General features: G+C 49.4%; 15 protein-coding genes. 7 read left to right on the plus strand and 8 right to left on the minus strand.

The annotated features are described in order from the left end of the window. Positions 1-154: 154 nt before the first annotated feature. The 5 genes from Q9291_RS14000 to Q9291_RS14020 all read right to left on the minus strand — a co-directional run bounded on the left by Q9291_RS14000 (position 155) and on the right by Q9291_RS14020 (position 4,461). Positions 155-499: a nuclear transport factor 2 family protein gene (locus Q9291_RS14000; RefSeq protein WP_306390758.1), complete on the minus strand. Its 345-nt coding sequence runs from the start codon at positions 497-499 to the stop codon at positions 155-157. Positions 500-799: 300 nt separating this feature from the next. Then, positions 800-1,513 (minus strand): hypothetical protein, encoded by a 714-nt coding sequence (locus Q9291_RS14005; RefSeq protein WP_306390759.1) that lies wholly within the window; start codon positions 1,511-1,513, stop codon positions 800-802. A 128-nt stretch (positions 1,514-1,641) separates the two neighbouring features. Beyond that, entirely contained in the window at positions 1,642-2,277 is a 636-nt protein-coding gene (locus Q9291_RS14010) for a hypothetical protein (protein ID WP_306390760.1), read from the minus strand. Between the two features lie 362 nt (positions 2,278-2,639). Next, positions 2,640-3,593: a Nudix family hydrolase gene (locus tag Q9291_RS14015; protein WP_306390761.1), complete on the minus strand. Its 954-nt coding sequence runs from the start codon at positions 3,591-3,593 to the stop codon at positions 2,640-2,642. Between the two features lie 10 nt (positions 3,594-3,603). Then, positions 3,604-4,461 carry an ATP-binding protein gene (locus Q9291_RS14020; RefSeq protein WP_306390762.1) on the minus strand — a complete coding sequence of 286 codons (858 nt, stop codon included), beginning with the start codon at positions 4,459-4,461 and terminating at the stop codon, positions 3,604-3,606. A 142-nt stretch (positions 4,462-4,603) separates the two neighbouring features. On the opposite strand from Q9291_RS14020, the gene Q9291_RS14025 reads away from it, so the two are divergent. Together Q9291_RS14025 and rng are read left to right on the plus strand one after the other, a co-directional pair. Next, entirely contained in the window at positions 4,604-5,170 is a 567-nt protein-coding gene (locus Q9291_RS14025; protein ID WP_306390763.1) for a Maf family protein, read from the plus strand. 54 nt (positions 5,171-5,224) lie between these two features. Continuing rightward, positions 5,225-6,697 carry a ribonuclease G gene (gene rng, locus Q9291_RS14030; RefSeq protein ID WP_306390764.1) on the plus strand — a complete coding sequence of 491 codons (1,473 nt, stop codon included), beginning with the start codon at positions 5,225-5,227 and terminating at the stop codon, positions 6,695-6,697. Positions 6,698-6,743: 46 nt separating this feature from the next. Here the strand turns inward: rng and Q9291_RS14035 are convergent, their stop codons facing one another. The 3 genes from Q9291_RS14035 to Q9291_RS14045 are packed head-to-tail and all read right to left on the minus strand — an operon-like array spanning position 6,744 to position 8,872. After that, complete coding sequence (locus Q9291_RS14035; RefSeq protein ID WP_306390765.1) at positions 6,744-7,292, minus strand: YggT family protein; 549 nt, start codon at positions 7,290-7,292, stop codon at positions 6,744-6,746. Between the two features lie 2 nt (positions 7,293-7,294). Further along, positions 7,295-8,128, minus strand: a complete 834-nt coding sequence (gene proC, locus Q9291_RS14040) for a pyrroline-5-carboxylate reductase (protein ID WP_306390766.1) — start codon at positions 8,126-8,128, stop codon at positions 7,295-7,297. A 15-nt stretch (positions 8,129-8,143) separates the two neighbouring features. After that, positions 8,144-8,872, minus strand: coding sequence for a YggS family pyridoxal phosphate-dependent enzyme (locus Q9291_RS14045; protein WP_306390767.1), 729 nt, complete (start codon positions 8,870-8,872; stop codon positions 8,144-8,146). A 71-nt stretch (positions 8,873-8,943) separates the two neighbouring features. Here Q9291_RS14045 and Q9291_RS14050 point away from each other — a divergent pair, with 71 nt between their 5' ends. The 5 genes from Q9291_RS14050 to Q9291_RS14070 all read left to right on the plus strand — a co-directional run bounded on the left by Q9291_RS14050 (position 8,944) and on the right by Q9291_RS14070 (position 14,624). Further along, positions 8,944-9,987, plus strand: a complete 1,044-nt coding sequence (locus Q9291_RS14050; RefSeq protein WP_306390768.1) for a type IV pilus twitching motility protein PilT — start codon at positions 8,944-8,946, stop codon at positions 9,985-9,987. A gap of 26 nt (positions 9,988-10,013) precedes the next feature. Next, positions 10,014-11,162 carry a PilT/PilU family type 4a pilus ATPase gene (locus Q9291_RS14055; RefSeq protein WP_306390769.1) on the plus strand — a complete coding sequence of 383 codons (1,149 nt, stop codon included), beginning with the start codon at positions 10,014-10,016 and terminating at the stop codon, positions 11,160-11,162. Between the two features lie 154 nt (positions 11,163-11,316). Next, positions 11,317-12,228, plus strand: coding sequence for a helix-turn-helix transcriptional regulator (locus Q9291_RS14060; protein WP_306390770.1), 912 nt, complete (start codon positions 11,317-11,319; stop codon positions 12,226-12,228). A 178-nt stretch (positions 12,229-12,406) separates the two neighbouring features. After that, entirely contained in the window at positions 12,407-13,561 is a 1,155-nt protein-coding gene (locus Q9291_RS14065) for a helix-turn-helix transcriptional regulator (protein ID WP_306390771.1), read from the plus strand. 301 nt (positions 13,562-13,862) lie between these two features. Next, positions 13,863-14,624 (plus strand): Lcl domain-containing protein, encoded by a 762-nt coding sequence (locus Q9291_RS14070; protein ID WP_306390772.1) that lies wholly within the window; start codon positions 13,863-13,865, stop codon positions 14,622-14,624. The last annotated feature ends 217 nt before the right edge of the window (positions 14,625-14,841 follow it).

Raw genomic sequence — 14,841 nt, forward strand, 5'->3', positions numbered from 1 at the left:
GCAGATCTGGCTGGTGGTGATGCTGACTAAATGAAACAGATGCAAAAACACCTAATTATTTGGGTGTTGGGGATGATATTGCTTGACAGGAAGGGGAAGTCCCTAGAGATGGGTTAGGCGACACCGTTTGTGTTGGACGACGAGCCATGCGCGCTCATGTTTGCCCCACCAACATGGGGCGCGGATCGTAGTAGCCACGAACCGACACGATTTGTCCGTCTACGACGCGGATGTGCTCCGCAAACGGAATTGTTCCGAAGGTTGTATCGATGTTGAGGAGGGCGACGCAGTGCTCGCCATCGACGACGAGGCGAGTGACTTCGATATGCTTGACGATTCTCGCGAACCGCTCCGTGCCTTCAAGGAAGGCCACCGCACCCTGGTACGTATTCATGGGAAAAACGCCAATCACTTCCGGATGAATTGGGAGGTCCCTTAGATCGTTTCGACGAACAGCATCGATGTATTTCTCGACCACGCTAGTTACTTGAGTTCTCACATGATTCCTTTTTGTATGTCGGTTTTAGGCTGGTTGCCAGCTTCGAGTGAACGGGCCGCAGCTTTGTGTTGCCTAACGAAGCTGTAGAAAAAGCCGTTGAGGGGTTGAGTGATTGTATTTTGAGGGGTGCTTTAACCATAGACTGTATTGAGTTAGAGGCTTTTGGGGCGATTGTGAAGGTCTATTTATTGTCATGGTATGCCTTGATTTTTCTAAAACATTTATTCTACAGCGTCAACGCCCGAGTTAACCGGCAAAAATGCGGAGCATTTTTGTCCGCGTTGAACGACTAGTTAGACCTCATTGCGCTTTCATATTTTCAAGTGCTGATGCGGTTGCGCGAAATGAATCATACGCGCTATGAAGGTTTGTGACGAAATCGGATGCCGCATTAAGGCAGTAATCGCAGAACTCACGTTCCACTTGAATGTGATCATTGCTAAATGAAAGGCCGGTGACGGACTTTGCAAATTCTACGAGTTTTTTGTGATTTCTATAGCCGCCGGAGTATCCGGCTTCATGCACCATAACATTTCTAACGTCAAATATTCGCTCCATGATTTCCCACGAGCCCGCCTCTGGTGTGGTGAATCGGCCAAATGCCTCTATGAATTTCTTTGGCTTTGATAACGTTGAACCAGTGAGATCACGCAATTTGATTGGCGCGCCGCTGACTACTCCGACTCTTTCGGCAATTTCATTCAGTTCGCCTTCAACGAACGAGCAATTTTGCATGATAAAAGAAGCTCTGATACGATTGGCAAAAATTTCCTGCCAATGAACAGGGTAGTGCCACTGCCAGTACTCATCCAACTGCTCTGGCGTTAAATCATTGGTTCTGCTTTTGTGGGCATCTATTTCTCTCTGCTCAGAAGAAATGACAAATTCTTCCATCGTGTCTAGAAAGAACTTAGATTTTTTTATTTCTTCAGCGTAAGGATAGATGAATTGACCAAATATTCCACCGCCGGAAATGTAGTCTTTGCGAATGCGGTCCTTGAAATCGTTCGGCATGGCTCAATTCCTGTGATGAGGTCTAACGCCCGCGGTAAGCCGCGCCGGAGTGCGAAGCACGAAGGGCACCCACAAGCGGAGCTTGTGGGCGTCGGCTTGACCAAACAGTTAGGCTGGTCGCAGATGCTTTAGCTGTTCGATTGCTCATGGCTGATTGATTCTGCTAATAGTGCATCGAGCATTGGATCGAGCCAATCCCTCATGTAGTGGACATACACCCGCCATGGAACACCTTTAGCCAGCGGTTGCGGTTCAAATGAAGCCATGGGAACAGGGTACCTGCCGCGCCACACAACGACTTGCCCAAGGTCTCTGCAAATCGCACGAAACACATCGCGGTCACTGTCTGTCTTGAGGACATGCCCGAAAGTGCCTTCGTCAAAGATGCCGGCGACGTCTGCCAACGCGGACAGGTTGTGCCCTTGATTTCCGTTGACCCCGAAGCTTTTCAGTTCAGCATGCTTTGCCTCACCTGAGCCATCAATTGTGATTTTGATTTCGATCTGGCCGGGCGTATGTTCAATGATCCAAGCTTTCAGCGCTGTTTCAAGGGCCAATCCATACAAAAGCTTGGCGGTCTCAATAGCCTCTATGGCTCTTTCGTGATCGGTGTCCACGCCGAGAGCCTTTGCCTCTTTGATGGACTCAGTAAGGACGGCTACAAAGTCGTCGTACAGCACATTCGCTGAACGACGTAATGCACGGGAATGCTTGCGCCATGCCTGTGGGCTGCGCGACTTTTCGAGAAAAGTTTCGGCTTGCATGGTTGCGCTCTAAAAGCCTAACTATTAAGTAGCCGTCCCAATGACGGCATGTAAACGAGCGTTGAGTTATGCATTTTTGTTGTAAATTCGTTAACTTAAGTTAATAATAGGGGGCGTAAAACGATAAGTCAATACCACTATGTCAAATCCATCCCCATTTTTAGAATCTGTGCGAAATAAAATTCGTTTGAAGCACTATAGTATCAGGACGGAAGAGGCTTATGTGCAGTGGAAAGCGATTTATGAAGTCAGGTGCACGTTCGCTTGATGATGATTTTTAGAGGTGCCCTAAAGTAATAATTATTTTGCTTACGTGCTGTATTTCAATATCTTTGCCATCTATCCTGCGGCTGATTTGTGATTTAAATCCAGCCCCCGCGTTGCATCGCAATGCCTCTTGCGCCGCAGGCAAGTGCTAATAGTAAATACGATGCTTGCATGCCACCCAGCGCATACACCGGGATTTCCAATTCATTCACCCATTCTGTAAATCGCTCCCATCCTAATCCACTGGCTTCCGGGTGGCTGGGTGTCGGTAGCACAGGTGAGAGCAGGGCAAAGTCCAGTTGCAGGGATTGTGCGTGTGCGAGTTGGGTCTGGTCGTGGCATGAGGCACCCACTAATAAATGATCCGGTTTTTGGCTGTGTACCATCAGGCGATGGCTGTTGAGGTGCACGCCTTGGTAACCGAGTTGTTTTGCTTGCTCGGGGGTACCGTTAAGCAGGCAGCGGCAATGGTAGGGGGCACACATGTGCAGGATTGTTTCACTGAGTCTGGCGAGTGCGTCATCGCTGAGTTGTGATTCCCGAATTTGCAGCAGTTGCAGGCCGTTATCCAGCTGGCGTTGCAGGGCTGCCAGAAAGGCGGTTGTACCCATTTCGGCCACGTTGCTGATGGCATACACCGGGGGCAAGGACAGCGCATGCATGATCGGCGCATTGGCAGGGAGAACGGGGCTGACGTTGCCTTGTTGCGGGTGTTGCCAGGCAAATTGCTGGCCTTCGTGCGGGTGCAGTTCGCCTTGCCAGGCGGTGACAAAAAAGAAGTGTAGCAGCACGGTTTTGGCTTCGGCATCGTGGGTAGCGGGGTAGTCGTAGCGGCGTTTGATCCACGGCTGTATTTGCGTCGGGGTGATGCCAAGTTCTTCTTGTGCTTCACGAATCAGGGCTTGTTCTGGGCTTTCGCCTTGCTCAATCTTGCCACCGGGAAACTCCCACCAGCCTGCCCAGCCTTTGCCTTGCGGGCGGCTGGCGAGTAAGTATTCACCATTGGATTTTTGCAGAATGGCGACTGCGACTTGTACACACTTGGTCATGCTTGGCGGCTCAGGGCTTGAGTTGCAGTTTGCCTGCGTAGTCTTTGGCAAACTGGTAGGCGACGCGGCCGCTACGGGCACCGCGGGTATGATAAAACTGCAGGGCGGCGTGTCTGGCGGTTTCGTCCATGGGCAGGCCAAAGGAGGAAAGCCAGTGTTCGGCAATGGCTAAATACTCATCCTGGTCAAAGCTGTAAAACGACAGCCACAGACCAAAGCGCTCTGCCAGCGAGGTCTTTTCATCGATGGTGTCGCTCAGGCGCACTTCGCCCTGATCAATGATCGGCTGGTTATCGGCCATAAATTCCGGCATCAGGTTTTTGCGGTTGGAGGTGGCATACACCAGCAGGTTGTCTGAGGCATGTTCTATGGAGCCATCGAGGATCACTTTCAGGGCCTTGTAGCCAACATCATTGGCTTCAAAGGTGAGGTCATCACAAAAGATAATGAATTTTTCAGGGCGCTGACGGATCAATTGCGCAATCTGCGGCAGGTCGGTGAGATCCTGCTTTTCGACTTCGATCAGGCGTAAACCCTCAGCGGCAAAAGCATGCAGCAGAGCTTTGACCAGCGAGGATTTTCCGGTGCCGCGCGCACCTGTCAGCAGCACATGGTTGGCGGGGAGGCCTTGTAAAAATTGCCGCGTGTTTCTAACCACTTCATTTTTCTGGCGGTCAATAAAACGAATGTTTTCAAGCGCAATGCTGTGCGGCTGCTGAACGGCCTGCAATTGCCCCTGTGCGCCGTGTTTGACCCAGCGCCAGGCGACCGCCTGCCAATCGGGTGCTGTGGCTTGTGTTGGTAGCAGGGTTTCCAGCCGGGTGATTAAGTGTTCGGCGCGTGCGAGCAGCTGTTCTATGGCGTTCATCGGCGTTATGGCGTTTCAAGTAAAGCGGCTATTGTACACAATGCGGCGGCGGCCCGCAGGAGTGAAGGCTATACCGAGTCATGGTCAACATCAGGCAGTTGTGATACCGTGCGTGCCTGTCTTTCTATTGATATTTAAGCACATGCAGCACAAGCCTATTATTTTGGCCTCGCGCAGTCCGCGCCGGGTAGAACTGCTTTCACAACTCGGTTTTAACAGCGAAGTGATTCCGGCAGATATTGATGAGTCGGTGCTGCCGGGAGAGGATCCGGCGGTCTATGTACAGCGCCTGGCACAAGCCAAGGCGATGGCAATTGCTGCGCAGCATGCTGGACGTGGCTTGCCGATATTAGCGGCAGACACCACGGTCGCGCTTGGCATGGATGTTTTGGGTAAGCCTGCCGATGCCGCCGAAGCCATGCATATGCTCAAGCGGCTCAGTGGCACAACCCATGCGGTACACACCGCGGTGGCGGTGGTGCAGTCCGGCGCGGTGCGCTGTTTGCTGAATTCCACTATGGTGGAAATGATGGCGGTGCCCGAGGCGGTGTTGGCCGAATATGTGGCCAGCGGCGAGCCGATGGACAAAGCCGGGGCTTATGGTATCCAGGGGCGTGCCAGCGCATGGATTGTCCGCATTGCGGGCAGTTATAGCGGGGTGATGGGCTTGCCACTCTACGAAACGGCGCAGTTATTACATGCGTGGTAAACTTTATAGCAGTGAGGCAGTCAGCAGAATAATAACAAGTCATAGGTAAAACATATGTCATTAGCACAAGAAGTGTTGATTAATGTCACCCCGCAAGAAACGCGGGTGGCGATTCTGGAGCAAGGCGTGGTGCAAGAGCTGCATATTGAGCGTGCTTCTTCACTAGGTATTGTCGGCAATATTTATCGCGGCACGGTGGTGCGCGTGTTGCCGGGCATGCAGTCAGCCTTTGTTGAAATCGGTTTGCAACGTGCAGCTTTTTTGCATGTGGCCGATATCATGGAATGTCATCCTGATAATGAGGACACCAAGGTCGAAAAGCCGATTCAGGAAGTCTTGCACGAAGGGCAATCGATTATTGTGCAGGTGATTAAAGAGCCGATAGGCACCAAGGGTGCCAGGCTGACCACTGAAATCAGCATTGCTGGCCGTTTTTTGGTGTATTTACCTTATCAAAAGCATATTGGCGTGTCGCAGCGGATTGATGTAGAGGAAGAGCGGGAGTTTTTGCGTAATCGTTTACTCGATTTGTTGCCAGAAGAACGCAAGGGTGGCTACATTATTCGAACCATGTCTGAAAATGCTACCGATGATGAGTTGCTGGCTGATATCGAGTATTTGCGCAGGGTGTGGGAGAAAATACAGGGTGAGAGCAAAAAGGTGGGTGAGCGCTCACTGATTTTTTATGACTTGAGCCTGCCACGCCGCATTTTGCGGGATGTGGTCTGCAAGGACACCACCAGTATCCGCGTAGACTCCAAGGAAATGTATGCGCGTTTAAGTGAGTTTGCCGAGTTGTATGTGTCACACGCGGTCAAGCCGCTGAAGCACTATACGGGTGAACGCGCGCTATTTGACTTTTATGATATTGAAAACGAAATTGAAAAGGCGCTGGCGCGCAAGGTTGAGTTAAAGTCAGGCGGCTATTTAATTTTTGACCAGACTGAAGCGCTCACCACAGTGGATGTGAATACTGGCAGTTTTGTCAGTGGTAAAAATCTCTCTGACACCATTTTTAAAACTAATCTTGAAGCGGCACAGACCATTGCCAGACAGCTGCGGTTGCGTAATCTGGGTGGCATTATCATCATTGACTTTATCGACATGGATGAGGACGCACAGCGCGAGGCAGTCCTCGAAGAGTTGCGCAAGGCGGTGTTTGTAGACCGTGCCCGAATTAATGTGAACGGATTTTCTGCGTTGGGGCTGGTGGAATTAACCCGCAAGCGTACGCGAGAGAGTCTTGCGCATTTGCTGTGTGAGCCATGTAAAGTGTGTCAGGGTCGTGGCGAACTCAAAACCGCACAAACCCTTTGTTACGAAATCATGCGCGAGCTGATGCGTGAATCCAAACAGTTTAACAATGCCAAAGAATTCAAAATACTGGCGTCACCAGAAGTGATTAATATGTTGCTGGATGAAGAGTCACAAAGTCTGGCAAACCTGTCAGACTTTATCAAAAAGCCGGTGTCATTGCACCCGGATACCCAGTACGCACGTGAAGAGTTTGATATTGTCTGGATTTAGCCGCGCCTGCATTGAATGCATTGCACCAGCGCGGCATATTCCGGACTTAGAACAGCCCAACTGCTAAGCTTGGCAATATCACACGGCTGATCATTTGCAGCAAGATCAGGGCAACCAGCGCCGAAAAATCAAAGCCTTGTACTTGTGGCAGCCATTGACGCAGGGGATTTAGAATAGGCGACGATAACTGGCTAAGTACACCGTAAATCGGGCTGAATGGGTTGACCCAGCTTAAAATCGCCATCAACAGAATCGCATAAAAAAAGACATCAACCATCTGGCTGATCACGCCGAAGATGGCTTGCCAGATCCAGAGTAAAGGCATGGCAGGCACGCCGCCCAACATTGATAGCAATAAGGCTAGCAACAGTTGCATCAACAGTGCCAGCAACAATGTGGACAGATCCCATTGTTTGACTGGAGGAATCAGTTTACGGACGGGTTTGACCATGAAGTCAGTCAGCACCATGGCCATTTGACCTAACGGATTTTGAAATGAGGTGCGTGTCCATTGCATCAAAAAGCGCAACACCAGTAAAAAGGTGAGTATGCCAAATACGGTTTGAAGTAAAAATACGCTGATATTGCCCAACATGCTTACTGACCTCCCAGTTCGTCACCCAAAGTTTTTGCCCGTTTGGCTGCCTGTAAGGCAGCGTCTTGCATAATCGCATGGATATTGTGCTGGTTCAAGCGCAATAGCCCCTGCTCTGTGGTGCCGCCTTTTGAGGTGACTTGTTCACGCAAGGTGGCGACCGGAGTGTTGCTGGCTGATGCCAGCAAGCTCGCACCCTTGAAGGTGGCCAGGCTGAGTTTAAGTGCTTGCGATTCACTCAGCCCCAGTGCGACGCCCGCCGCAGTGAGTGCCTCGATGAGCAAAAACACATAGGCCGGCCCGCTGCCTGAGATTGCGGTCACGGCATCCAGTTGGCTTTCTTCTTCCAGCCAGACCACTTCCCCAGCCGCTTGCAACAGACTGTCAGCCAAATTCCGTTGCTCGGCACGGACTGCGGACATGGCAAACGCGCCAGTAATGCCAGCTTGTATTTGTGCCGGTGTGTTGGGCATGGTGCGCACCAGCGTGCGATAGCCTTGCAGCCAGCGGCTCAAATCCTCGCTGCGGATACCTGCTGCCACTGAAATGACCAGTTGCGATTGCAGAAGTGGTGCCAATGCCTGAGCAACTGATTTTAATTGCTGAGGTTTGACCGCCAGAATGAGCACATCGGCAGCCATCGAGCTTTTATCCAGAATGGTGCTGGTGTTCACGCCCAAGGATTGCTGCAAGCTGACATGTTTGGTCGCGTCCGGATCAACCACTATGATGTGTGACATGGTAAAACCACGTTGCTTCAGGCCGGTCATCAGCGCTTGCGCCATATTGCCGCCGCCTATAAACGAAAGTCGTGTGTGTTCAAAAAAAGTGTGCATGGTTTCCTGACGATTTTAGTCTGTAGAAGGTGGGCGTGTAGGGCGTGCGCCAAAAATGGCGGTGCCTATCCTGACCAGCGTGGAACCTTCGGCAATGGCTGCTGCAAAATCACCACTCATGCCGATAGAGAGGGTATCAAGCAGCAAGCCCTGCTGGTTGAGCTGTTCGAACAGTTGCCTTACCTGCCGGAATTGGTCACGTTGTGCGTTGAAATCTTCACAAGGCGCTGGAATGGCCATCAGCCCACGCAGGTGCAGGTGAGGCAATTGTTTGATACTTAAGGCAAGTTGCAGGAGCTCCTCACCACTGGCACCACTTTTGCTTGTTTCATGACTAATGTTTACTTGCAGGCAAATGTTGAGTGGTGGCAGTTCTGGCGGGCGTGCATCTGACAAACGTTGTGCAATTTTGAGGCGGTCAACTGAGTGCACCCAATCGAAATGACGGGCAATTGGCTGTGTTTTATTGCTTTGAATCGGACCGATAAAATGCCATGCTATTGCACAGTCGCGCAGTTGTTCCTGTTTGTTCAGGGCTTCCTGCAAATAGTTTTCGCCAAATGTGGTATGGCCTGCTTCATAGACGGCACGGATGCGATCAGCCGATTGAGCCTTGCTGACTACGCACAAACTGACAGTCTGCACAGCGTCAAACTTTGATTTGGCGTGCAGAATATGTTGCTGTACGCTTGCAAGATTATTAGCAAGCGTTGTTTTCTCATCAAGAACATCGGCAGCAGTCATGGGTGTTAAGGATTAGTGATACTGTAATCAAAACTTAAAGACACATTATAAAATAATCACTGGAGTGGATTGTGGATATTTCGGATTTATTGGCATTTTCAGTTAAAAATAAAGCGTCAGACTTGCATTTGTCATCCGGCTTGCCGCCGATGATACGTGTGCATGGAGATGTGCGCAAAATCAATTTGCCATCGATGGATCATGTAGAGGTACACCGCATGCTGTACGACATTATGAATGACAGCCAGCGCAAAGTGTATGAGGAAACCCTGGAGTGCGATTTCTCTTTTGAGATTCCGGAACTAGCCCGCTTCCGGGTCAACGCATTTAATCAGCAGCGCGGGGCGGGCGCCGTGTTTCGAACCATTCCGAGCAGCGTGCTGACACTGGAACAATTGAATGCACCAAGAGTGTTTAAGGATATTGCTGATACGCCGCGCGGCATTGTGCTGGTGACGGGCCCTACCGGTTCGGGTAAATCCACCACTCTGGCGGCCATGGTTGACTATATCAATGATACGCAGATGTCGCATATTCTGACGGTGGAAGACCCGATTGAATTTGTGCATGTGTCCAAAAAATCCCTGATCAACCAGCGCGAAGTCGGGCCGCATACCATGTCGTTCGACAATGCCTTGCGTTCAGCATTGCGTGAAGACCCTGATGTGATTCTGGTGGGTGAAATGCGTGACCTGGAAACCATTCGACTGGCACTGACGGCTGCCGAAACCGGGCATCTGGTGTTCGGCACTTTGCATACCAGTTCTGCCGCTAAAACAATAGACCGCGTGGTGGATGTGTTTCCCGCGGCTGAAAAGGAAATGGTACGTTCCATGCTGTCCGAGTCTCTGCGCGCTGTCATCTCGCAAACCTTGTGTAAAACCAAGGATGAGCAGGGTCGCGTGGCTGCACATGAAATCATGATTGGTACACCCGCTATTCGTAATTTGATTCGTGAAAACAAGGTCGCACAAATGTATTCGGCCATTCAAACCGGACAAAGCATGGGTATGCAGACGCTGGATCAAAACTTGCAGGAACTGGTGAAACGCAATGTGATCAGTGCCGCGGAGGCGCGCAGTAAAGCCGCTAACCGTGATGCGATTATGGGATAACACTCCTGGATAATAGAGATTTAAAAATGCAAGAATCTTTTGATCAAGCACAGACAGAAAAATTTGTGCATGACCTGCTCAAACTCATGGTGACGCGCAAGGCGTCGGACTTGTTTATTACTGCTGGTTTTCCGCCTGCCATGAAAGTGGACGGCAAGCTAACCCCTGTAACGAGTCAGGTACTCAATACGCAGCAGACACGCGAAATTGCGCGCGCGGTGATGAATGACAAGCAAGCTGAAGAGTTTAAGGAAACTCTCGAGTGCAATTTTGCTATCAGTTTGCCCCAGGTAGGACGTTTTCGCGTCAATGCGTTTATTCAGCGCAGTGCTGTAGGCATGGTACTGCGAACCATTAATACCAATATTCCCAATTTCGATGAGCTGAATTTGCCGTCAGTACTCAAAGATGTGGTGATGGCCAAGCGCGGACTCATTATCTTCGTTGGAGGGACTGGGTCAGGCAAGTCAACCTCGCTGGCGGCGATGATTGGCCATCGCAATGAAAGCAGCTATGGGCATATCATTACTATCGAGGATCCCGTAGAGTTTATCCATGGTCACAGAAACTGCATTATCACCCAGCGCGAAGTGGGCGTCGACACTGAAAACTGGCATGCTGCCCTTAAAAATACTCTGCGTCAGGCACCAGACGTCATCATGATAGGCGAGATACGTGACCGCGAAACCATGGACTATGCGATTGCCTTTTCAGAAACTGGCCATTTGTGCCTGGCCACCTTGCACGCCAACAGTACCAATCAGGCACTGGACCGTATTATCAACTTCTTCCCCGAAGAGCGTCGGCAACAGTTGTTGATGGATTTGTCGCTTAACTTGCGTTGCATTGCTTCCCAGCGCCTGATTCCAAAAATTGATGGATCGGGCCGGGTGGCGGCGATTGAGATATTAATGCACTCTCCGCTGATTTCAGACTTGATATACAAAGGCGATGTGCATGGCATTAAGGAAGTGATGGCCAAGTCGAGGGAGTCCGGCATGCAAACCTTCGATCAATCGTTGTTTGATTTATTCGAAGAAGGCCGCATTTCTTACGACGACGCTTTACGCAATGCCGACTCAGTGAACGATTTGCGCTTAAAAATCAAACTCAACAGTAAAACGGCTGAGCCAATACAGGATCAGGGCAGAATTTCCAATCTGGATATTTTGTAACCCCACGGCTTCGTACACTGGTTAAACTTTGCTATAAGCTGTTCATTGCAGGCGTTTAAAAAACTAAAATAAATAGCCGATTGTTACAGGTGTTTTTAAAATGAATATCGTGGTATGTTTTTACATGTGCTAACACAATAAGACTTAAACCACCATGTTGAATGCCTCAGGCGCTGTCGCAGAGTTGATTGACTCGATCTATGAGACGATAGAGCGTCCTGATCAATGGCACTCCGTTTTCGATCAAATAAGCGCATATCTACAGCTCAATAACTTCACTCCGACATCTGTATTTCCGCAGACCTGGCAAAATGACCTCCCACTTTTAGAGCAACTAGTACATCATCCTTTGCTGAATACGATTGCATCGGCTGATGGTGCAGATATTCACCAATTGTCACTCCATATTCGTCGTGCCTTGCAGTTGAGTCATATGTTGATCCAACGTAGTCAGCAAGCTGACACGAGTGTTCGTCTGCTGGATGCAATCGGCGCGGGTATTCTAATTGTGCGTATAGATGGCGAAATAGCCTATATCAATCCTGCTGCTCGGAAAATACTGAATAGCAACACCGCGCTATCTATCAAGACCAATCGCCTTTGGTCACCTAATACGTTCAAATACCAACGACTTAAATCTTTGATTGCCAGCATCATTGAGTTAGCGCATGTACCAAGCATGATGCCTGAAGAAAGGCACTTGGCAATTCATCACCAAAATGATGTCGTTTTCCTTCATCTTTCGCTCGTTGCGCATGAGACTGACAGGTTGCCATGGATGAATCAACTACTGATAGAGGGGCCCATGGTGATGTTGCAAATCAGGGACTTAAAGCAAGGGCTTTCGGTCAATGCAAGCCAGCAATTAGCCGCTGTTTATCACCTTTCCAAAGCCGAGTTGAATATCGCCAGATTGGTCGCAGAGGGGCTGCAAGTGAATGAAATCTCAGACCTGTTGCAATTGAGCGCGAATACGATACGCGCTCAACTGAAAGCCATTTACAAAAAAACCAATACAGGCAGGCAATCTGAGTTGATGCAGCTGTTGCTGCGGTTTGAACAATAGGGCGCCTCTAATAATTCAATCAGCTCAAGCCAGACGAGGCGCGATTAAAAAATTTGGACGCCGCATATAGTTGATATGTAAGGAGAAGTTTTTTATGAGCAACGAAGTATCGCAACGGAATTTTAATTATTAGAGATGCCCAATAAGCTTTTATACATTCACTTTATGAGAGGAACCCATGCAAACCACTACAGAGACGCATTATCTAGAACTTGTTGGTGACATTTACGATGCTGCCTTGGATGCAGAAAAGTGGCCCGATATCCTGCAAAAATTTGCTCAGTTTATGCAATCAAGCAAAGCGGTCATGTTCACCAATTTGCACTTGCCATCCCAAGGCGGGTTTTACTTTACCTGGGGCATCCCACAGGCTATTTCTCAGCAATATTTTGATCACTATCAGCCACATGATGTCTGGACAAATGTTGGCATACAGCGCGGAATCTTTCTCGAGGGAAATGTGGTACTGGGGACCGAGTTGGTTCCGCATCAACAGTATCTGGAGTCAAAAATCTGGCGAGAGCTGTTGAGTCAGGCAGATATGGCGAGATTGTGTACAGGTGTGATATTTGGCGTGGATAACTTGCTTGCGATGCCTGTAGGCGTTTCATTATTCAGAGGGCTAAACGAACCCGCTTTTAATGAAGCGGACCGGCAAAAGTTGCAACGCTTGCTCACGCATTTTTCACGTGCCTTGGGTGTTATGTTTCAACTACGCGATGCCGATCTTAAAATTGCTTCTTCACGTACTGCGCTCGATGGTTTGCGCAGTGGCGTACTCTTGCTCAATGCGCAAGCAGAAATCTTGCTCGCCAATCAGGCCGCCCAACGTATTTTGCAGCAGCAGGATGGTCTAGCCATGAGTGAGTCCAACGGCCTCAAAGCCCTTCATACAGACACACAATCCGCTATTCAACAAACCTTGCAGACTTGCCTTAAACGCGACTTGATAGAGGTGCCACATTTTTCTCAATCCATCACCGTCTCTAGAGTTTCTGGAAAATCCCCCTATCAACTCTTTTTCTCAAGGCTGCCTGATCATAATGATTTTGTCGCCCAGCCTGCATCCCCGCTTGCGATGGTGTTTATCACCGATACCGAGCAACCTTTAAAAGTGTCAGCCCAACTGCTAAAAAACACCTATGGTTTAACTGAAGCAGAGGTCAAACTGGCGCAGCAATGCCTGGTCAATGACACCATGCCAGCGCTTACTGCCGCTTTAAATGTCAGTGAAAACACCATCAAAACCCAGCTCGCCAGCCTCTATCAAAAATGTGGCGTACACCACAGGGCTGAGTTAATGAAAATGCTGATGGCGCTCGCTACTGACTAATCTCACTATTGCCCTGCCGCTGGTATCTAGCGACAGGGTATGACATGCCATATAAATACGATCACGTCTCTCATAGCTAGTTTATTCAAAGGTTTCAGGCATCTTTAAAATTAATTATCTTTTTTGTAAATGAAATTAACAAAAAATTGATGTTTTAACCCATTTGGGTGATGTCTGACGTTTGCCTCATCGTTACCATGCTTTCTAATACACGCGACCAGTAACGTAAAGCCGTGAAAACTAAAGAATAAAACAACTGGCGCCCGCTTTTTCAGGTTTCTCATCCTTAAGGGTACATATCATGCAATTAAACGCACAATCTAGGACGCTTATTGGCAGTGTCATGCTGCTTGCCGCCACGCAAGCACACGCTACACTCACCAGCTATACCTCTAACGGGGTCGATGTCGTTTACAGTTCAGTCAGCGATGTGACTTGGACTAAAGATGCAAACTTGCTAGGCAGTATGATTGCAAGCCAAGGCTTTAGCACAGTGGTCAACAACATCTTGGCGGTCAGCCCCGCCATCAGCAACACGCCAAACTACTTCAGCCCAACAGGTACCTACACCCTCACCATTAGTGATTTCAGTAGTAATGGCCGCGTGAGCTGGTTTGGTGCCATGGCGTTTATCAACTACCTGAATAGCAACAACTACGCAGGTAGCAACCAGTGGCGCTTGCCTACCGTCGTCAATACTGCTTTTGGCTATAACACCGCCACCAACGGTACAGCGGCTGGTGATGAACTGGTAGAGCTGTTTTCTAGCGAGTTGGGTGGCAAGGAATGGAGCAATATCCCCGACACCGCCACCTTTGACAATGAGCAGGCATCTGTTTATTGGTCTGGCGCGGAGTACGCGCGAGATTCACGTTACGCGTATAACTTCGATACCAGCATTGGTCACCAGTACGACGACGATAAGAGCTACCTATTTTATGCATGGGCTGTTAGCCCCGGTCAAATCTCGGCTGTGCCTGCTCCACCAGCGGCTTGGTTGTTTGGTAGTGGTTTGTTAGGCGTGGCAGGTTTTGCGCGTCGCAAAATAAAACCATGCAATTAACAAACAAAATGAGTATGTGACAGTTTTCTACTGGGTGCGTTGTTAGGAGAAACTTTTGATGTTTTTAAAACTTTGTTTTGGTCTATTGTGTATTGCACTCAGAGGTGGCCCCGTTTAGTTGGACAGAATGTTTGCTTTTTTAAGTGAAATATCTTGCGATTCTGTTTAAGCTGCCTTGGGTGTTGCGGGCAGGTGTTTAAAGTAAAACTCATCCGGC

The sequence above is a fragment of the Methylophilus aquaticus genome (assembly GCF_030769565.1).
In the GTDB taxonomy this organism is placed as follows: Bacteria; Pseudomonadota; Gammaproteobacteria; order Burkholderiales; family Methylophilaceae; genus Methylophilus; species Methylophilus aquaticus.